The following is a 21353-nucleotide window of genomic DNA, read 5'->3' as shown; positions in this document are numbered from 1 at the left end:
ATGTTATCTGAAAGGGAGATTGCTTAAAAATTAAGCAGCTTTCTTTTTCCTTCCTTGCTGCGCCATCGTTAAAATAATAGGGCGCAACGTCATTTTAATAAAACTGGTAGGTCGGCCACTTCTTACATAGTCCTCATTTGTTACCCGGTCGTGCATGTAAAAATCAACAATTGTTTGCCCAACTCGAGCGGGAGGATTGGATGTTCGCATCGTCAATCCCGTACTTGGATCGGTGCGCAATGTGTAACCACCATCTATCCTGCTTATTTTAACCCCGGTATTGTATAGCACAAACCGGTAAACCGATGTGTCTTTGTATTTCGAATTTCCATCCTCTAAATCAGCCGGCGAAATCATCACATACTGATAACCTGTATAATTAGCTTTAAAGGCATCATCAATATCTTTTGTACCGGCTACATGCACTTTTTCAGGGTTTCTAAGTTTGGGCAATTGCAATACCAGCAAAATATGTTTGTTAGGATCAAAATGGGGAGGAATCATTTCGGGGTTGGGTGCCCACTTAATTTTTTCCTCTTTCTCTTGAGCAAATGACGTTTTACCTGCAAATGTGATTAAAATAAGTGCGAATAGAATGCTGGTTAGTTTCATCTTTTGGGATTAAAGTAATGAATTGGAAACGAATTAAAAAAAAGCAACCCTATAAAGTTTATAAGTGTGCGTCATAGAAGAATAACTGTGAGAATAAACACAATACTAATGTTCAGAATTACTAACTGCCCAAAGCTTGAAGTGGATCTTTCCGCTGCTGTAATCACCAGCGCAACGTAATGACTGCCGGCTTCTATTTATTTCGTAGCCATGTCTCCTGAAAGGAACCTGGCGTAATTACACTTCAACGCTGCATCACGAAACGTCCCCTGCGGGAGACATTTCTGCGAAGGAAGGGGCCGACGAAAAGCTTGTCATCCACTCAGTTGTTAATATCGCTGTTGCAGACTAGGTTAAAAAAGGTATTGGCTTCATCACTGTAGATTTGACGAAGCCAATACCCTTGCAGATTTACATCTTTAATTCCATCCTCCTCCCAACGCTTTATAAATATTTACTTTGGCATTAAGTTGTTTCAGCTTAATCTCAATCAGATCGATTTTGGATTCCAATGCTTCCCGTTGCGTTAACAACACTTCAATGTAATCTGCTCTTGCAGAACGGAACAGGTTGTTTGAAATAGTGATCGATTGTGTAAGGATATCCACTTCTTTCGCTTTTGTTTCATAACTCTTCGTGAAGTTGTCCATTCTTGAAAGTTGATTCACCACTTCGATATGCGCATTTAAAATGGAACGCTCATAACGATAGACAGCCTGTATCTGTTTTTCATTTGCATTAAAGTAAGTGGTTTTAATTGCATTCTTATTGATTAATGGTGCAACCAGGTCACCTGCTAAATTATAAAGGATCGATTCCGGCCTGATCAGATACACCGGATTGAATGCCTGCAAACCAACACCAGCCGTAAGACTGAACGATGGATAGAAATTCGCCTTTGCCACCTGCACATCCAATTTCGATGCAGCAAGTTCTAACTCAGCTCGTCGAATATCGGGACGATAAAATAGCAGTTGCGATGGCACACCTGCAAAGATCGGATCAAGCACCAGGTTGTTAAACGCAGCTGAATTACGTACAACAGGTTGCGGAAATCGTCCCGTTAAAAAATTGATCCTGTTCTCTGTTTCAACGATTTGCTGTTGAATTTCATATTGCAGATTTTGTGTGTTGAGCAATTGCGCTTCAAAGCGGTTAACAGCTAACTGCGTAACCTTCGCAGCATCTTTCTCAAGCTTCACAAGCTGCAATGCATTTTTTTGCAACTCAATATTCTGTTGAATAATCGCCAGTAGATTATCCATCGCTATTAACTCGTAATAAGAGTTGGCTATTTCTGCAATGATCGTTGTAACCATAAAGTTTTTTCCTTCAATGGTTGACAGATATCGCAGGACGGTTGCTTTTTTTGCAGTACGTAATTTCTTCCACACATCCAGTTCCCATGTAAAGTAGGTACCCACCATGAAATCTCCAATGTATGGATGACCTTTATCCGGACTTGATTTCCAGTCTTCTTCCGAAATGCCATCCCATGTGTAGTTACCTGCTCTGTCGGCAACAGCACCTGCTTTCAAATGAAGGAATGGCATGTATTCACCTTTCCGTGCCATGATCTCATTCTTACTCATTTCAATTTCACGTAACGTTATGTTCAACTCCTGGTTATTACGGAGAGCAGTGTCGATCAATGCAAGAAGATTGGGATCGGTAAAATAGTTTTTCCAATTTAATTTTACCGAGTTGGTTGTATCCTGCGAGTTGGTGTAAGCCGCAGGAGTAAATTTTCTTTCCTGTTTACTGCTAACAGCAGGTATTTTACAGGCACCCAGCCAACCTATGCAAACAACAAGTGCAATGTATTTAGCTGTTATGTTCATTTTCATTTGTATTAGTGTTTCTGATTCGTTTGATTAATTTTTTGATCGTCTTCGTAAGTGCTGCCTCGGAACGGCTTTCAACAAAATCTTCACTCAACGGATTTTCATCTTCGTCTCTGATGAGATGTTTGCCTTCCGACAGTTTGCCGAATACGAAGTAGAGTCCCGGTACAATGATGACACCGAAAACGGTTCCGAATAACATACCACCCAATGCAGATGCACCAATGGTATGGTTACCCACAGCACCAGGTCCTGTTGCAAGTACCAATGGAATCAAACCCGCAATAAATGCAAACGATGTCATTAAGATGGGACGGAAACGGGCTCTCGCACCTTCAATGGCTGCATCAAGTACAGTAGCGCCTTTGTTGTGTTTCTGCACTGCAAATTCAACGATCAATACCGCATTCTTGCCAAGCAAACCAACCAACATAATAAGCCCAACCTGTGCATATACATCATTCGCTAATCCCATACTTTTTAATAACAGGAACGAACCGAATATACCGGGTGGCAGCGAAAGCAACACTGCAAACGGCAACAGAAAACTTTCATACTGTGCAGCCAGAATTAAATACACAAAGAAGAGTACAACAAGAAATAAATACAAGGCTTCGTTTCCTCTTCTTGCTTCATCGTATGAAAGACCTTCCCATGCAATATCATAACCACGTGGTAATTTTTGTGATGCTACTTCTTTAATGGCCCTGATGGCATCACCTGATGAGTAGCTCTTCGCTGGTATACCATTTATCAACGACGAGATGTATAAATTGTAACGTGCAATTTCATTGGGCCCCTGTGTCTTTTTGATTTTCATGAAAGCTGAGTAGGGAACCATTTCACCATGCTCATTTTTGATAAACATGTTGAGAATGTCGGATGGCTGCTTCCTGAACTCAGGACCCGCCTGCGTATACACTTTGTAATAGTTGTTGAACCGGATAAAGCCCTGTTCGTAGGTGCTGCCGATCATGACGTTCATGTTTTCCATGGCATCACCAACAGAAACCCCTTTTTGCATGGCCAATTCGTTATCTACAAAAATTTCATATTGCGGATATTTAGCTGAGTAAAAAGAAAATAAACCATTCAACTCTTTTCTTTTTTTCAGTTCGGCTAAAAACTCAGCATTTACTTTGTCGAATTCCTGGTAATCTACATCACTGCCTTTGTCTAATAAACGCAGAGAGAAACCATCCGATGTACCATAACCCGGCACAGCAGGTGGCTCAAAGTATTCGATATTGGCAGGAAGATCTTTGCATTCTTTTTCCAACTCTTCGATCACTTCTTTTACAGATTGTTTCCGCTCCGACCAATCTTTTAAGTTGATCAAACAAGTACCTGCATTCGATCCACGTCCTTCCGTAAGAATTTCATAACCTGCAAGAGAAGTTACCGATGCAACACCTTCGATTTTCCTTGCAATCAGTTGAAGCTTTCTGGATATTTCATTGGTACGTTCAAGCGTGGTGCCGGGTGCTGTTTGTATAATCGCATAGATCTGCCCCTGATCTTCACTTGGAATAAATCCTGCAGGTAACACTTTGTTGACGCCGGCAATACCAAACGCAAATACAATTAAAACGCCAAACGTAACCACTCTTCGGTTTACAATCAGTGTAAGAAATTTGGTGTACTTACCTGTAACACGTTCAAACGTTCTGTTGAACCAATCGAGAAACATGCTGATCGGCGTTTTCCGTTTTGGTTTGCCATGCGTGTTCTTGAGTAAGATGGCACATAACACCGGTGTAAGCGTAAGTGCCACAAAACCGGAAATGAAAATTGCACTTGCCATGGTCAATGAAAACTGGCGATAGAGTACACCCACTGGTCCGCTCATAAATGCAACCGGAACAAATACCGAGATCATAACTAAGGTTATGGCAATGATGGCACCACTGATCTCACGGATCACTTTCTTAACTGCAGCGAAAGGAGAGAGGTTTTCTTCTTCCATCTTCACATGTACTGCTTCTACTACCACAATGGCATCATCCACCACCACACCAATGGCGAGTACCAACGCAAACAATGTAATGAGGTTAATACTTAAGCCGAAGAACTTCATCAATGTAAATGCACCAATGAGTGATACAGGAACTGCAAGAATGGGAATGAATGTAGATCGCCAATCACCAAGAAAAATAAACACAACAATGGCCACAAGAATAAATGCTTCTACCAATGTGTGTAATACTTTCTCAATGGATGCATCCACAAATTTTGATACATCGTAGTTGATCTCGTAATCAATACCCGGAGGAAAATCTTTTTTCAACTCCTGCAGTTTTGCTTTTACTTCATCGATCACGATACTGGCATTACTGCCGGGATTTTGTTTCAGTACAAGCGATGCAGAAGGATGGCCATCTTTGTTTGAGTAGATATCAACAAATTCACTTCCTACTTCAACTTCAGCAATATCTTTCAGCTTCAGTAGTTCACCATTGGCATTTGCCTTGATAATAATATCCTGGTATTGCTCAGGTGTATTGTACCATCCTTTGTAAGTAAAAACATATTCCTGCGATTGTGCAGTTTTTCCTGAGCTCAAGCCAACCCTGCCCGGCCTTGCCAATACACTTTGCTCATCAATTGCTTTCAACACTTCATCAGCAGAAATGCTGTAGGCTCTCATTCGTTCAGGGTTTAACCAAACACGTATTGCAAACGAACGACTGCCAATTGCCTGAGCAAGTCCCATTCCCTTGATCCGTTGAAGCTCCGGCAAAATAAATGTGTTGGCATAGTTGAATAAAAACTTTTCATCAACATCGTTTTTCTCGCTGTAAAGATTCAAATACATCAACATACTTGGTTGTAACGGAGAGATGATCACCCCTTCCCGTTGAACCAAAGGAGGCAGGTTGGTCATTACCTGATCAACTCTTGATTTCACTCGCACAGCGGCGAGCGTTGGATCGGTGCCCGGTTCAAAAATCACTTCAATCGTTGCTTCGCCTGCACTGGTAGCATCACTCAAAATGTATTGCATACCCTGTACACCATTAATAGCACGCTCCAGAATGGTAAGTGTTGATTTCACCAATACATCTGCATTAGAACCGGGAAACTCAATGAAGATATTTACCCGGGGTGGAGCTATTTCAGGAAACTGTGCAACCGATGATGTTTTAATAGCCAACAGTCCCATGAAAACAATTACGATAGATAGCGCAATAGCAAGAACCGGTCTTTTTATAAACTTATTAAACATTCGATATTTGTTTTTTGGTTCCTGCCTTACTCGGCATGTAAATTATTTAACTCCGCCATTTCTTTCCTGAACGAAACAAACTCATACGTGATCTTTTCGTTGTTCTTCACCTTACCTAAACCTTCTGCAAGAATTTTATCGCTGGCGCTAAGTCCTGTTGCAACGATGTACAAGTGTGGCATTTCCTGAGCAATGGTGATTTGTTTTGCCTTCAGCACATTGTTTTTATCAACGATATAGACAAACTTTTTATCGAGCACATCGAAAGTTGCCTTTTGCGGAATGATGAGGACGTTTTTAAGTGTAACAGGCATCAAAACATTTCCTGTTTCACCATGTCGAAGAATCCCTTTTGGGTTCGGGAATGTTGCTCTGAAAGCGATGTTGCCTGTTTCATTATTGAAATCGGCTTCAATGGTTTCTACAATGCCGGGTAAGCTGAACAATTCTTTGTTGGCCATTTGCAACAGCACATGTTGTGTTTGTTGCGATTTTGCTTTTTGGATATAGTCGAGATACTCAGCTTCCGGAACATTAAAGTACACCCACATTTTGCTGTTGTTCGAAAGAGTAGTGAGTAATTCACCTTCGTCGATAAGACTGCCCAAACGTTTCTGAAAACGATCCATGATTCCATCAAAAGGCGCACGTATTTCAGTAAAGCCTAAATGAGCCTGCGCTAATGCCAGCTCTGCTTTTGCTTTATCCAGCTTGGCTTTTGCAAGAGCCAGTTCGTTAGGCGATACAACATTGTTATCGGTAAGGCTTTTGGTGTTCTTGTATTCAATTTCGGCAAACTCCATTTCTGCTTTTGCTTTTGCAACTTCTGCCTGGTAAATGAGTGGCATGATCTTGAACAGCAGTTGCCCTTTTTTTACAAACTGTCCTTCATCAACAAATATTTTTTCAAGGAAACCACGTTCCTGCGATCGTAATTCAATATGACTGGAGGATTGAACCTGACCTACATACTCTTTGTAAAGAACCGTGTCCATTTGTATCGGACTGGTCACTACAAACGTTGCTTCTGTTTCTTTTTCTTCTTCCTGATGTGCACAGGAAGAAAAACCAACTACCGCTGCCACAATGGAGAGAGCGAATATCTTCTTCATTAAAATTTCGATTTAAGATGGGTGAATGCATAACCACAGTATTCATTCCGCTACTGAATGAACGTAGTAATAGAAAGATGTTTATATGGTACGAACCATATAAAGGCAAGAATCGAAAAAGAAAAAATTAAGACAGGTAACTCTTCCACGAATGGTGGAGAATGAAAAAAGGAACCGTTGAGCGGTTATGAATAGAAGTTGCCAGTTGCAAAAAGCGACTTTTTAGTGAAGACGTATAAAGAATTTCATCGGATGAATAGGTTTGAACAAACGCTGTACAATATTCATCATGACTGTTTTTGGTTTCATCTTCTTCCAGCACTTCCATTTCCATCTCTTGTCCGATAGGAGCCGATTCAAATGGAAAATGAGAAGAAAATTGAGGAGCAGTTGCCGTTGAATGTTGAGCGTGAAAACCGGAAGCACTGGCAGTTCTGGGGCCTTGGATAGTTATAAAAGCTGAAAACTGCTGCCAGGAAAAACTAAAAGCCAACAAAGCAATCAGGCAGTAATTAATAACTGTTTTGATGGGTGTTTTACGCTGCTTGCGCAATTTTATGTAACTGCTTGTTTGTGACATTCCGGAAGCGAAAGTACAAACAGATCAGCAGATCGGCGAAAACTTATCATTTTTTAGCATAAATCACTAACGTTCATTAAGATGATGCATGTACAAGAAAGAAGAAATGGAAAAGCGATAGTTTGTTGTCAGCCATTAACATACAAATGAAAAAGACACGCAAAAAGGCAGCGATATAGCTGGTATTTTCAATGCAAGCCGAATCGATCAAATGATTCACTTAAGTATTTAACACTTGCATGTTCGTCTTCAAAAAATCTCTCACAGAGAGCCATTGCAAGTTTGGATATCGATTGTTATCATATGCTTGAAATTGTATTCTACCCTCCATCATATCACGCATATATTGCATCCCCTGCCAGGCCGGGTAAAGTTCATTTTTTGAAGGTGAAAAAAACTTTGTAATGTTGATCACCACATTCAAAAAACCGATTCCTCCCGGTCTGAATAGTTTATATTTTTTTCCTGTAAGCGTTGTCAGCAATTGCACAAAGTCGTTGCAGGATAAACGATCACCGGCAATTCGTAAATATCTCGGAGTGTCAGCATCCAACGCAGCCTCAGCAGTAAATGAGGCAACATTATTGGTATGGGTAAATTCAATGATTTGATCAGGATTACCCCAACAAAGAATGCGCTGTTTTTTAAAAAGAATCAACGGCATGTCTGTTGTGAGCAAATCCATAAACGGTCCGTTAAAAACAGTTGTCGCTTTTATCGGAGCTCGATCAAGATATTCATGAAACTCACGACGCAAATCAAAGTTTCGATTTTGCCCAACCACCAGATTCGTAAAATCATTTGAATAATCACTTGGAATAAACCGGGGAACCTTTGCCTCCACTGCCGCATCTAACAGGATTTTCTGCGCATCAATAATTGTTTCCCGCAGACCAGCTAAAGCTGATACCACACAATGGGCGCCTATGCAATGTTTTGAAATCTCTGATTTCTCAGTTGTGTCTACCCGAAATACCTGAACGCCCTTGGCTTCCAATTCACGTACCTTTTTATCATCTGTTGTTAACCGAACAATGGCAACAACTTCTGCATCTTTTTCTAACAACGCATCAATAATTTTACCACCTAAATTGCCCGTGCCGCCAGCTACTACTATTTTTCTCGTCATGCTTTAATTATGATTTTCTAAAAGCTTTCGCTTATTTCTATGCACTGTAAATGTTTAAGAACGAAAATCAATGGATTTGTTCCTCGTGAAGATACGTGCCTTAGTAGTTGCCAGGTTACTTAATTGCAAATACTCAACTTATAATTCCTTTTTTCATCGCCACAATATCTCTTCCACCCAAAGCAAGTCGTTCCAATTGTTACCAACCTAATTGCTTATATAAATTTTCCGCAGTAGGTGTAAATAAATAAAATCCTTATTTCGAAGCCACGTCTCCTGAAAGGGACCTGGCGTAAGTACACTTCAACGATGTATGACGAAACCTACCCTGCGGGAGACGTTTCTGCATAAGGAACGGGAAACATCTTACGCAATCATAACGCCAGATCCAATGCAGGTAATTCTTCATACTCAACTTCAGCCAACGGATCAGCAGCCGTTTTAAAATCTTTTGCAATCGTATGGGCATTCATATCTTCCGACGGATATTGATAGCAAGCCAACTCCGTTATCCGTGCTTCCGATAAATTACCCAACGCCCATTCGTACGCCAATGCTTCGGGCAATATCGTAGGCATGCGCTTTTTTTTGTTGTGCACTACTTCCATTAATTCGTTGGCCCTTGTGGTAATAATGGCAAACGTATCCATCGTTTCGTCGGTTGTTTTATCAGTCCATGGTTGCCAGATGCCTGCCATGTAGAAATAATCAGTATTGTTTACTTCAATGGCATAGGGGTAGGCTGTTTCTTTCTTTGCGTCTTCCGGTTGGTAGTGTCGCCATTCGTAGAAGTGTGTGGCCAACACCAGGCATCTGCGTTTGAGTGCCGCTTCTCTGAACATTTTACTCTCCAGCAACGTTTCTCCTTTTGAATTGAGCCAGGGTATCCCCTGCTTTCGTTTTTCTTTCAGCTCATCGATCGACTTTATCCATGGCGGTATAAACTCCCAATGAGCAGCAGCCGCTTCCACATCATCAGTGGTTGCTTTTCGCAGGATCACCGAGTTGGAATACCTGAACCTGTCTTTCATGATTTGCAGTTCATTCATCGCTGCTGCAGTGCCGAGCTGTTTTTCAATTTGCAGCAGTTTGATGTACTCTACCCTCTTTACAATTGTTCCATAAAAATTACACATACCCATGCATTTGCATTAAAGTTAATTGTTTGCATGGATTTGATGTTGTTGCAGGCTGTTCGTAGGTTTCTTGCGCAGATCTGCCCACCTGTGCATGTGCGTAACTGAACTGAACTATATTTTTGCAAGGACTACTTCGAAGCCACATCTCCTGAAAAGGACCTGGCGTATTTACACTTCAACACTGTATGACGAAACGTCTTCTGTGGGAGACGTTTCTGCGAAGGAAGGGCTGCGTGATTTTTTCCTTAGCAATCCAACAAGTGCAATAGAAATCGTTTGGCTTTTTTTGCACAGTTCATGTTGTGTGCTGTTTTAAAAATGTCACTTTCTTAACCAAGGCGCTTTTGTATAATTATGAGTTGCATGTACAGTGGTTATTTTCCAGTTGCCATTTATTTTCTGCATCCCTAATGCAAAGGAGCCTGGTCCCATTACTGTATCACCATTTTTATGTATTCGTAGGTTGTCAAATTCAACGAGAAAAGAAGCTGCCTCTTTTGAGAACGGATAAACATGTGAATTGCTGAGATTCCAGTAAATGATTGTGTCGGTATTTTCACAAAAGTCTCTCCATACTTTTTCAATGATTTCGTAACCTCCCCAATATTTGCCATCTACAAACACTGCTTGATCTTCATTATTTACATAATATGGCATTAATGCATTATAATCTAGTCGTTTCAGGTCTTCTATATGTTTCTTATAGCTTTCAATAATTTTAGCCTTTATTTCTTTTTTTTCTGCTTCCGAAAGAGAGTTGCTTGTTTCCCTGCACCCTACGATCAGAGTGAACAGCACCAGAGTCAAATATTCCTTTCGCATTTTCTCTTGTTTTATAATGAAAGATAATTCGATTTTTTATTTATCAATAAAATCCTTGTAAAATGGCCTACAGCTTTCTTGGCTTTGCGAAGTATGGGAATTAGAATTCCTGTCGCTTACTTGGCCTACCTTTTTATTGCGACGGCCAAAGTACAAAAGTTGATTAGAATTACAAATGTTGATGGGAATTATCCGTCCGCCCGTATTTTGCAAAACTCTTGTTGACTGCAGTTTTCTTCTTTCTCAGGCGAGTCTCCTGGAAGGGACTGGCCGTTATATTATTTCGTAGCAACTTCTCCTGGACGGGACTTGGCGTAAGTACACTTCAACGTTGTACGACGAAACGTCCCCTACGCCGTTGTTGGTCGCCGACCAATCAACAGTTTAGTGTAAGTACACTTCAACGCTGTATAACGAAAACTCCCCTGCGGGAAACGTTTCTGCGAAAAAAGCTGTCCTATTTCACCGGCACATAAAACGCACCGTTCGTAATCGTTTTCTTTGCACCCGTTGGATCTCCGTCATAATAGAAGTCGCCGCTAAAAGTACCTTTCGCAGTTTGATTATTGATAGAAGTAATGTTAAGCGTAAAACGATTGGTAATTGTTACACCTGCTGACTTTGCTTCATGAAATAAAGTTGTTCCCGCATGATAATCGAAGTTTGAGCTGATGTTTGGCGAATACGCAGCAAGCATCTCGAAATTGGTTGAGGCATCGGTATAGGTGCCCGCATTAATTGAATCCCGACTTGGGATATTGGTTATCACAAACCCAACATAAGCCGCAGTTGACGATAGATCCGTTGCACCGTTGATCGTTACCGATTTGTAGCCGCCCGACCATTCATAGTGACAAAATAAGTGGCCATTAAATTTCATAGCATTCCCATCAATTGTGCAGGTTACATAATACGCATCGTTGTTATTGCTTCCCGACTGCTCTTTCGTACAGGAAAGCAAAAAGCTGGAACTGAACAGCAGGCATAACAAGAATTTCAGAATTGCAAAGGGTTGAATAGATGTTATCTTTTATTAGTTTACTTAATTTGTTTCTTAGGCCATGGTTCTTATCTTATTTCGCAGCAATGTCTACTGAAAGAGATGTAATATAATTACAATTCAACGCTGTATCACGAAACGTCCCATGCGGAGACGTATCTGCGAAAGAGAGCAGCAAAGGCCAAAACTCGGTTTGACGGGGTATCTTTCATTGTCGTTGGATAACTAAAATATTTATATTAAATTTAGATTACTTGTCAAAAAACCAATGAAACTCCGATATGATTAGTCTTTAATTTTAATAGAATTAAAAGATCAAGAATTTACAATAATAAAATGCTTTCCTAATTCAAAATGCAGTTTTTACCTTCAAATTATAATTTTAGTTAATAAAAGGTACTTATTAAAAACGTTGAAAATGAAACAATTTATTTCTTTATTATCGTTACTGCTCATTGTATGCACGCTTCAATCACAAACCCGCAATAAGGAAATGCTCTACGACGAGAAAGGGATCAAGTTGTCTTACCGTTTTAGTCTTCTAGATGAAAGCTTTAAGTGTGACGGCATGTTTTGGAAAAAATATAAAGTGATAGCCCGTCTTGAAAATGAAAGCGGTAAAGATATTTTAACCGGAGTCATTTATGTGAGTCATGAACCATTCACCGAAAGAAACAGCTTCCCAAAACATTGCTGCATGTGCGGATTCGCTGCCAGAATCAAATGGAATACAATAGTAAAAAATGGGAACTATTTAGAAGATCAATATGAATTCCTGGTACCTAGGCATATTGCGGAATTTCCAAAAGGAGATGGCAACGATACTTGGGGATTAAAGTTTTCATGGGTTAATAATTAAAATATCGACATATTTAAAGGATTTAATATGCCACCAAATAAATCATTCCAGATTTTTACTGTAAAAAGTAGACAAAAAAAAACCACTTTTTTATCTTTTGTAATATTATTATTAAGCTTAACAAATGGAAATAATTCTTGTACTGCACAATCAAAAGCAGAAACTCAAAATTGGATTATAGAAAAGCTGAATAAACTTAAATCAAAAAAATATATCATAACAAAAAGCCGTGATGAATATGGTATTTCTGTTGTTTCTAGAACAGAATATTCGCCAGATTTTGTAGAGATCAAAGACAGTATACTTACAATTAAGTATACTCACTCTGTTTATTCAAAAATCTATCCAGAGACAACAGAAACAAAAACGGTATTTGGCATTTATATATATTCAGCTCCAATTAATTATGTGTCTTCTATAGGCATGTCTGGTTTACCTCAAAACACGACAAATCAAACAAACACAGGAGATATATATTTATATCTTTATTTTAGTACAAACTGTGTAAATGAACGATCTCATAATGGACAAAACAGGAAAGTAAATTTTATTCCTTTACACATTGACCCATATGCTGAAGAGGATCTCGCAAACAGGCTTCTAAAAGCATTAAATCATCTAAAAACATTCTATCCAAAACCAAAAGAGGTTTTTTAACTAAAGCATCAGAAAAACTCATTCATTTCTCAGTCCGTTTCTCCTGAAACGGACTAGACGCTAGATGCTATTTTTTAGAACAGCGAATTCTGTACGCCCGGGGTTTCACGTAGTGGCCCCGGGATTTCTACGCCGTTGTTGGTCGCCAACCAATCAACAAGTCAAACGTCAACCTCTCATCATGGCCATCATCCCAATCACATCATCAGTGGTCTGTGTTCATTCGTGTCCATTTATGTATTTCGTGGCCCTCATCTGCGTTCATTAGTGTCCATCTGTGGACGTTAATCATGCCCTCATACCATCACATCATCAGCGGTCTTACACCGTTGTTGCTCGCCGACCAATCAGCAAGTCAAACGAAAACCCTGATCATGCCCTCATCAACGAAAATCATAGTAATAAATAGCAGTTCCCAATGGATGATATCTGTTCGATTTAAATTTGCCCGCCAAGGATGAATAGTCTCCGGTTGTAAGTGTATCTATTTTGTTGTCGGTAATTGCAAGTAACAACACGTCCGGTTGATTGGAGCCTAAAGCCAGACCGTTTGACACATCTGCGATATTGACAACAGTTGAAGCAGGAATATCAATATAAAAATTTGTAGTGTCCACCCACGTCACAAAAGCATTGGTACGCCAGTCACCGTAAAACTGGCGTTTCGTAGTCGAAGTATCGTAAAAGCTTACCTTGTTTGGAAGTTTTTTAAATAGGCGACGGTCTGCAAGCGTTGCATGAAGTCTGACTGTTTGATTTGAAAAATTTCGGAAGAATACTTCGGCCGGTATTATGCAACCAGATAAAAGAAATGAGATCAAAACAAGAAGTTTCCACATAGTGTTTAGTTGATTTCGCACAACGTCAGTAGCTTATGCAGGTTATGAAATAGCAATCCATCTGCCTGTAATCGAAACTCGATATAAATTATATTGTTGATGCCAATCCCAAATTGTACATAGCTCAATATTGTGTGTCAGCTTAGTTCTGGAGTGCTTTTATTTCTGCCTCAATTTCAGTCATTAGTTCAACTCTTTGCTCCTCACTATAAAACGAATTGTCTGTTAGTTGTTGTTTGGCTTTCGAATAAAATTCTACAGCTGCAATTTTATTCCCTTCTTTCGAATGAGATTTTGCAATGCTGATATAGGCATAAGTAAACATCGGGTATTCCTGTAGCAAAATCTGCCAGGCGGCTCTGGCGTGTTCATACTTCTGAGTATTATAAAACTTATAACCGATTCCGTTTAAGATTGCCAATCCCAGCCCAATGCCATCTCCATAGTGAATCTTCATTTGATTCGTGAAGTTTGTATACACTTCAGTCGTAAAAGGTTGTTCGCTTTGATGAACCTTCGTCATTTCATCCGACCAGTAATCAAAAACTTCCAAAAGAGAAGGCATAACACCAAGTCCGGGAATAACATTATGTTTAGCATTATAAAATGCTGTTCCTTTCCAGTTAAAGTTTTTAATAGGCTTTGCTTTACTCAAAAAAGACTTCATGAGGGAGTAATCGTTTGTATCAGTAATTGAATCGCCTGTAATAAACCTGTAGTAGACCTTATGATTTAATGTGGTAGTTGATAAGCGTTTCTTTAAAGTATCAATCAGGTTAACGTTAGGCTCTTTAAAAAATGGACTAAGTGAGATAACGCCGGTTAGGTCGGTAAGCTTATTCGTAAGCAGGTACGAAGAAAAATAGCCAAACCTGGAATGTCCGATGAAAATCCTATTGCTGCCGCAGTTAAAGTCAGCTTCTGCCCAAGGAATGAGTTCTTCATAAAGAAAACGAATAAAGTTCTCCCCTGTAGCGTTTTCCATAGATGATTTGAGCGAAGTCTCCCATAGACGCTTTTGGTTATTCTCAGTGGATATGCCAATTATTACAGCTTCAGGCATTTCATCAAAAGAAACCAAATAGTTGATTTCTTCAAATGTTTGACGGAAGATGCGTTTGTTCTGTCTATCAAAAACAACAATTAAAGGAAACTTCGTTGCTTTTTCTTTATGAAAGCTTTTTGGTAGAATAATGCTGACATTTCGTTTTTCACCCAAAATCTTTGAGGAAAATGTCATGTCTTTAGGCGCTTGGTAATAGTCGGATTCTGTTTGTCCAAAAGTGAACGTTGTAAAAAAAAAGCAGCAGAATAGTAAAATAGTTTTTATCATAAATGTTATCTCATTAAAGCTGGCCTGCAACACAAAAATATGCGTAACCCCATACAATTTCAAAATTACGCCGTTGCTGGTCGCCAACCACTCAACAAGTCAAACGTCGCCTTAATCATGGCCATCATTCCATCACATCATCAGTGGTCCGTGTTCATCTGTGGCCAACCCACTTCTTGTTAATTCGTTTAACTTGTCTGCCGCCAGGCAGGTTCGTGGCTCCATTATCTGCGTTTATTTGCGTCCATCTGTGGCCAAATCACTTCGTGTTAATTCGTGCAATTCGTGGCTTAACTTTAGCGTATGTGCTACTACAACGGCTGCCGGGTCACCCGCTCAGAATATATCCGCCTTTTAGTCTCTACTTCCCCTCTTTTACCTTCCTCCCCACAAGTTCATTGGCAACATACCAAACAATAAAGTTCTCACCTGCATATCGCAAATCTTCTGTTTTTAATGCCTCCACTCCTATCTTCTCTTTATCATCTGTTAACTGTACTTTATAAATTACGTTTGTTTCAAAATCGATCTTTAAAAGTGAAGGATCAATTCTAAGGTCTTCCTTACCCGCCAGTACAACTTTCTCGTTAAACGCACGCACAAAATCAACTGATAGTGTGTAACTCAAATCACCTCTGCATTCACATGCAAAAACGTCCTCCTTTTTCTCCGTGGTCATTACATTCTCAATTCGTAGTTCACCATTTCGTAAAAAAGATGAAACGATAGAATCCGTGTTAATTGGAAGGAGATTTTGTGATGCCTTTTTGATCTTGCCTTCCTTGCTCGCAAGATATTTCTGCAGATCTTCTTTGTATATATCAAGAACCATTTGCTTTATCAGTTCACTATTACATTCAGGCTGCTTTTTACTACAAGCTGTTATAAAGATGAAAAATAAAATACCGATCACATTTCTCATTTGAAATATATTTAATTAAGTTTAAAATGTTTATCATGGGGATTTATAATCAATATTTTCGAAATCCAGCCCCTTCTTGTTCGCTCTGGCCTTGCTCCTTCACGGAAATCAAAATCCTCATTTTCAAATTACCCAACTAAAACAGCAGGTGCTCATTCTTCTTGAAAATATTCATTCGTTACACGCTTCGCAAGCATTAGATCATCAGTAATTTTTAGAAGTACCAACACGATTAACTTCAATAATATACGATATTCATACTCGTGCATTTTCTCATCACTTTTATTTGTTCCATGCAAATACTTGTTTCGTATATCCAGCCCGTTGGTATATTCCTTCTTATTGAGATAATAATTAAAATAATTAAGTTCGCCCTTAGTAAATAATGTGTCCTCAAATCTAATGAAACCATCTGCTGCCATCCTATTCAAAACCTTCCGTTCATCTGGTGAATAATGCCAATAGCTTACAACCGTATTTCTATGAATATCCCCTATTACAGACAACAATATGGGCTCATTTATTTTAACATACCCTTTACCGTCAACAATCAAAAAGTTATCCTTCATTAACTCCTTAATAGAATCAATTTGATAGTTCTTAAAGTGGTCCAACGTTACATCTTCCTCAGAAAGTAAATTAAACAGGTTGTCATGTTTGTCCCGGAATGGCTCAACATAAAACAGGGGGCTTTGATCTGAAAAAAATTGAAACTTCAAGCCTTTTGCTTTGTCATTCTTAATATAGCCATACTTTACTGCCAACAAACTCTTAATTTCTGAAAATGCCAATGGCTTTGAATTTAACTCAATCAAGTCAAAATCAATTTCACCATCATCAGAAAAAGTTTGAAACTGCTTTAACAATGATTCCATTTCCGGAGCAACAATCCGTATTCGCTCCAGGTATGTGGTGTTTTCAGAAGGAAATTTGAATAGCACATGTTCCATCCCAAAAAAATCATTTATCACTTGTTTGATATAAGACTCAATAAGTGTTTCAATAGTTTTGCCTTTCTGTTTCAGGTAATGCTCAAATGCAACAAGCTGAAGTTGAGAAAGCCCTTCTTTTCTTCTAAATATTATTCCGGTATTATATTCATTTTTGGATTGCATGGTTATTTTCTCCATCACATCCATTTCTGAATCCTTATTTACCAGAGTAATGAGTCCGTGTATATCTGTATACGTAAAAAGAGTTTTAAATAAAAGAAATAGTGAACTCGAAGTTGTCTTACTATCAAGAAATGCAACACTATAAGATGCTTCCAATGTATGATCGTGATTACGAAGAGTCGCTGGCTCCGTTTGGTCTTCATTAAAACTAACGCTCACTTTTTCCTGCCATGCGTAGCCCGTCTCAAAAATCCTGTTATTTAATTGCTCAGCCTTCTTTTTAGCTTTCAGCCGAACCTTGGTAGAAAGCTTTATATATTCCGAATCCTTTGAATGTTCAATAAGCCGGATATAGTTTAAATTCGGCTCATTCTGTTCAATATAACTTTCAATGATTCGTTCCTTATCAGCAATCGTCAAACTCTTCGGAAAATGATAATTCAACTCTTTATGTCTCTTTTCTTCTTCAAAGTTCGCAAGTAACAACTCGGCTGAATCTCCATATTCAAGTAAAAAGGCCCGTATTTCTTTATCATAATATTTAACGAGTGGCTGGTTGGTAAGTATGTCGAAAATATGGTGGGTATCTCCTTCCAGGATCAAACTTACAGTTTCACCTTTAACATTCTTAAATACCTGAAATAAGGAGAAAAGCCGCCAAAATGATTCCCGGTAATTGTAGTCTACATTGCCAACTACTTCTAGAAGACTTTCATCAGAAAATGATCTGAATAAAGTTTGCGTTTGCTTATATACGATTTCAACTTGTGCTTTATACCCTTCTTTTGTTTGGTTGTCCCAATCATTTAGATATAACTCATTGTCGAAATATAATCTAATATGGTAAATCTCTAAAAGGTCGTTTATATCTATAACTGTAGATCCATCTAGCTCGTTAAGTAATCGTTCAGCATTTTTCAGATTATATCCAGCACTCATATCAATTTTTGAATAAAAAACCACCCTTTTTAAATCACTTCTTTCCATAGATATCCAATATAACAATTATGACTCTTTCTCCAACCGCTCATCCAATTTATTCTTCATTCGCCTCGGGCCTCGCACAAGTAAGGCACCTCATTTTTAAATGCAATATTCTGTAGCAAAGTTGCCTCCCAAGCAATCAGTTAAAAGTATTTTTTTGCAATCCCTTCGAGCTAATTCGTGCAATTTGTAGTTTAACTTTATAGCATGTGTTACTACAACGGCTGCCGGGTCACCCGCTCAGAATACATCCGCCTCATGGCCATCGAAAAAGAAATCAAGAATCTTCTTTTTCTAAATCGTCCTGCACAGAGTGGCTTCGATTACCGTGACTGGCCCGTCATTGTCCCCGTCCACAACGGCACCGATATCGACATTCAGCTCATGCATTGGGAATACATCCCCGAATCCATTCATGATGCCGATGAATTGATCGCAGCACGTAAAAACTTTACTTGGCTCAATGCCAAAGGAGAAAATATTCTCATCAACGAAAAAGGAAAAGAGTCCATGTATCGGGAAGGCGCATTGCATGGTCGAATGTTGGCACTCTCATCAGGTTTCTTCGAATGGCGACATATACCCAAAATCGGCAAACGTGGACAACCATTAAAAGAAACAGAAAAGATACCCTATTACATTACCATCGATAACAGTCAAGACTACTTCTTTATGGCAGGTGTTTCCCGTGTATGGCATAATCTAGAAATGGATCAAAAGGCAGCAACCTTTGCTGTACTTACAACAGACGCCATCGGTCCCATGCTTGAAATTCATAACACAAAAAAACGCATGCCTGTCATCCTGCCACCCGAACTGGCATATGAGTGGATACAAAAAGATTTACCGGAAGAACGCATTACTAAAATAGCAACACACCAATACGATCCTTCAAAAATTATAGCATGGCCCGTTGCCAAAAACTTTCTGCATGCGCCTGATCCCACAAAAGAATTTCACTACGAAGACCTACCAGCCCTGTGAACATCAACGTAACCTTTCATATATCCGTTGATACAAAAACCAAAGGCCGGTTCCGCATGGAAGTGGAACATTATTACAGCAGCCCGCAGGTAGAGCGTTTCAAGATCAAAGGCAAAAACGATCGCTATATTTTAATGGAAAAAAGGCTGGAGCTGAAACGGCAACCATGGAAAGTTACCAAAGTAGATATTACTACCACCAACTACCAGGAAGCATCCATGGCCTTGCGTGATATGCAGGATGCCATTGATCGCTATCTCGATCAAAAAGACAATCAACAAACCTCCGGCCACATCATCCCGAAGCGCTGATTTAAAGTGAACTGATACTTTCCTTCAAATACCCCTCCAACCCCTTATCTACACAATACACATAACACCCTTTCATCCCTCTTGTCATCAAAGTCCGGTATGTATTTTTAATCAAAGAGCGAAGTGTTGCTTTCGCTTCTTCAGGATGTCGCTCCATGTACTTCTTATATCCAAAAACAGATTTATCACCTTTCGCTCTGGCGGCAGGTTGCGTTTTAATTTTGCCATCTTGGTAAATCAAATCGGGACCGATCACTACGCCTATATAGTCAACTTCAAGTCCCTGGCAAGTGTGGATACAACCAATTTGATTAATCGATTCCGGGCTAATAATCCAAAGGCTTCCGTCCGTCGTTAAGTTCCATTGCATTTTAAAATCAAATTCGGGAAGCACCACATCATACAAGCTGGAATTCTTTTTACTGTTCCATTCCCAACAATAGCCGGCCACCATTCTCGACTTATTATTGATCTTATTTTTCTCTTCAATAGCTTCACGCATCTGATTTGGGTCAGAGAAAACTTTAAAGTCATAATCAATCCCATCAAGTGATGTATTTGCAGTCTCTCTTATATCAAGGATATGATCAAGAAATGCCAGGTATCCATCCGATCCATTGCAACGAAATTGAGAGGAAAGCTCCATCTCTACAATTTCAGCTTCAACTCTGCTTGCCCATTTATAAATTTCTTTGAACGAACCAATATCGTTTAAGGTAACCCGTTGGTCTTCATCCAAAAAGAAAATGGAACACTTAGCGGCGTCAATGATTTCCTTGATCTGGTTTTCTCCTAAGTTGGCATACAAGCCTGATTTCTGATTCAATCGGTGTGCTTCATCAACAATCAACGTATCAAACGTATTAGCCCCGGTACTAATGAAAGCACCTGACCCACTAAACATATTAGAGATCACCGTTTTCTTAAAGCTGCCCGTCAGACGGTTTTCATATACAGAACGTGGCGCAGCGTTTTTTGAAACATATTGTGAAAGCAACCCACGCTTCGTTAACTCAACAAGAAGATTAATTGCAACAACACTTTTTCCTGTACCGGGCCCACCCTTTACAATCAATACTTTCTTTTTCTTTTCACTTGCCTTAACTGATAACGAAATGCCTGTTTCATACACAATTTTCTGATCATCGATCATCACAAATTCAGAATTACCCTTTAACATGGAAACCATACTGTCAGCCAGCATTTTTGATGGTCTTATTTTTCCCTGGTCTATACGGAAAAGAATATTGGTTTTGTCACCATGTTTTACAAACTGCTTAATGAAGTTGCGTAGCTTCACTGCATCACCTCTAAGAAAAACAGGTGCTTTGTCAATATAATCTTGATAACAGGCATTTGTAATTACATCATCTGCCACGTAATTGTGTAAGTAAGCGCAAGGTTGTAATTGAATTTTTTCATCCTCAATGGTCTGGTTAAAATTCTGAAGTAGGCTTGCATACGACCATGCTTGGTAAGCTGGGTGGGTGAGTTCACGGATATTGCCGCCTACAAACGAATTGATAACACCATCCTTATCCGAAAGTGTTGCCTCACTCCATTGCTTTAACTCAACAAGGATTGCATACTCTTCGTTGTTATTTCCGAGTCCCGTTAAAATAAAATCAATTCGTTTGGCAGATTGGGGAAGCTGGTATTCAATCGCCACGCCGCAGTCATCGGGCAATTCAGAGTCATTTAGCACTTTATCCATGTAGACCATGGAATTCTTCCAAGCCGTTATTTCCTGCTTTGAAGTACTTTGGCCTAAGGTTTTTTTGAAAAACTCCAGTATTTTTAAATCAATCCGATCATCTAATACATCGTCAGAAAACTCAGCTTTGGTTGCTTGGTATACAATCATGGTTGGCGGTATGTTATTGGG

General features: G+C 39.3%; 18 protein-coding genes. 4 read left to right on the top strand and 14 right to left on the bottom strand.

What is annotated here, in order from left to right; genetic code table 11:
• Nucleotides 1-30: 30 nt before the first annotated feature.
• The 9 genes from WG989_RS11695 to WG989_RS11655 form a co-directional block, all read right to left on the bottom strand.
• Nucleotides 31-612 (bottom strand): hypothetical protein, encoded by a 582-nt coding sequence (locus WG989_RS11695; protein WP_340429595.1) that lies wholly within the window; start codon nt 610-612, stop codon nt 31-33.
• Nucleotides 613-1031: 419 nt separating this feature from the next.
• Nucleotides 1032-2453, bottom strand: a complete 1422-nt coding sequence (locus tag WG989_RS11690; RefSeq protein WP_340429594.1) for a TolC family protein — start codon at nt 2451-2453, stop codon at nt 1032-1034.
• Nucleotides 2437-5682, bottom strand: a complete 3246-nt coding sequence (locus WG989_RS11685; protein ID WP_340429592.1) for an efflux RND transporter permease subunit — start codon at nt 5680-5682, stop codon at nt 2437-2439. The genes WG989_RS11690 and WG989_RS11685 overlap by 17 nt, the downstream gene beginning before the upstream one ends.
• Nucleotides 5683-5708: 26 nt before the next feature.
• Nucleotides 5709-6794 carry an efflux RND transporter periplasmic adaptor subunit gene (locus WG989_RS11680; protein ID WP_340429590.1) on the bottom strand — a complete coding sequence of 362 codons (1086 nt, stop codon included), beginning with the start codon at nt 6792-6794 and terminating at the stop codon, nt 5709-5711.
• A gap of 127 nt (nt 6795-6921) precedes the next feature.
• Complete coding sequence (locus WG989_RS11675; RefSeq protein ID WP_340429588.1) at nt 6922-7374, bottom strand: hypothetical protein; 453 nt, start codon at nt 7372-7374, stop codon at nt 6922-6924.
• Between the two features lie 220 nt (nt 7375-7594).
• The gene (locus WG989_RS11670; RefSeq protein WP_340429587.1) at nt 7595-8503 is read right to left on the bottom strand and encodes an NmrA family NAD(P)-binding protein; all 909 of its coding nucleotides are present in this window, start codon (nt 8501-8503) and stop codon (nt 7595-7597) included.
• A gap of 374 nt (nt 8504-8877) precedes the next feature.
• Nucleotides 8878-9639 carry an SOS response-associated peptidase gene (locus WG989_RS11665; protein ID WP_340429585.1) on the bottom strand — a complete coding sequence of 254 codons (762 nt, stop codon included), beginning with the start codon at nt 9637-9639 and terminating at the stop codon, nt 8878-8880.
• Nucleotides 9640-9963: 324 nt separating this feature from the next.
• Nucleotides 9964-10464 (bottom strand): nuclear transport factor 2 family protein, encoded by a 501-nt coding sequence (locus WG989_RS11660; protein ID WP_340429584.1) that lies wholly within the window; start codon nt 10462-10464, stop codon nt 9964-9966.
• Nucleotides 10465-10921: 457 nt separating this feature from the next.
• Nucleotides 10922-11425, bottom strand: a complete 504-nt coding sequence (locus tag WG989_RS11655) for a hypothetical protein (protein ID WP_340429583.1) — start codon at nt 11423-11425, stop codon at nt 10922-10924.
• Between the two features lie 457 nt (nt 11426-11882).
• On the opposite strand from WG989_RS11655, the gene WG989_RS11650 reads away from it, so the two are divergent.
• Both WG989_RS11650 and WG989_RS11645 read left to right on the top strand, forming a co-directional pair.
• Nucleotides 11883-12323 carry a hypothetical protein gene (locus WG989_RS11650; RefSeq protein WP_340429581.1) on the top strand — a complete coding sequence of 147 codons (441 nt, stop codon included), beginning with the start codon at nt 11883-11885 and terminating at the stop codon, nt 12321-12323.
• A 27-nt stretch (nt 12324-12350) separates the two neighbouring features.
• A complete protein-coding gene (locus WG989_RS11645; RefSeq protein WP_340429579.1) occupies nt 12351-12980 on the top strand; it encodes a hypothetical protein in 630 nt (209 codons plus the stop codon).
• A 383-nt stretch (nt 12981-13363) separates the two neighbouring features.
• On the opposite strand, the gene WG989_RS11640 is transcribed toward WG989_RS11645, so the two are convergent.
• The 4 genes from WG989_RS11640 to WG989_RS11625 form a co-directional block, all read right to left on the bottom strand.
• Nucleotides 13364-13819: a hypothetical protein gene (locus WG989_RS11640; RefSeq protein WP_340429577.1), complete on the bottom strand. Its 456-nt coding sequence runs from the start codon at nt 13817-13819 to the stop codon at nt 13364-13366.
• 142 nt (nt 13820-13961) lie between these two features.
• A complete protein-coding gene (locus tag WG989_RS11635) occupies nt 13962-15152 on the bottom strand; it encodes an alpha/beta hydrolase-fold protein (RefSeq protein WP_340429575.1) in 1191 nt (396 codons plus the stop codon).
• 361 nt (nt 15153-15513) lie between these two features.
• Entirely contained in the window at nt 15514-16065 is a 552-nt protein-coding gene (locus tag WG989_RS11630; protein WP_340429573.1) for a hypothetical protein, read from the bottom strand.
• 161 nt (nt 16066-16226) lie between these two features.
• On the bottom strand, nt 16227-18176 hold the full coding sequence (locus tag WG989_RS11625) for a hypothetical protein (RefSeq protein WP_340429571.1): 1950 nt from the start codon (nt 18174-18176) through the stop codon (nt 16227-16229).
• Between the two features lie 255 nt (nt 18177-18431).
• On the opposite strand from WG989_RS11625, the gene WG989_RS11620 reads away from it, so the two are divergent.
• Both WG989_RS11620 and WG989_RS11615 read left to right on the top strand, forming a co-directional pair.
• On the top strand, nt 18432-19157 hold the full coding sequence (locus tag WG989_RS11620) for an SOS response-associated peptidase (protein ID WP_340429570.1): 726 nt from the start codon (nt 18432-18434) through the stop codon (nt 19155-19157).
• Nucleotides 19154-19468: a hypothetical protein gene (locus WG989_RS11615; RefSeq protein ID WP_340429569.1), complete on the top strand. Its 315-nt coding sequence runs from the start codon at nt 19154-19156 to the stop codon at nt 19466-19468. The genes WG989_RS11620 and WG989_RS11615 overlap by 4 nt, the downstream gene beginning before the upstream one ends.
• 1 nt (nt 19469) lies before the next feature.
• On the opposite strand, the gene WG989_RS11610 is transcribed toward WG989_RS11615, so the two are convergent.
• Complete coding sequence (locus tag WG989_RS11610; RefSeq protein ID WP_340429568.1) at nt 19470-21332, bottom strand: DNA/RNA helicase domain-containing protein; 1863 nt, start codon at nt 21330-21332, stop codon at nt 19470-19472.
• Nucleotides 21333-21353 lie beyond the last annotated feature (21 nt).

Origin of the sequence: Lacibacter sp. H407 (assembly GCF_037892605.1) — a bacterium.
Taxonomy (GTDB): Bacteria; Bacteroidota; Bacteroidia; order Chitinophagales; family Chitinophagaceae; genus Lacibacter.
Note: the sequence above shows the minus strand (reverse complement) of the source record. Positions and strands in the feature narration are given on the sequence as shown.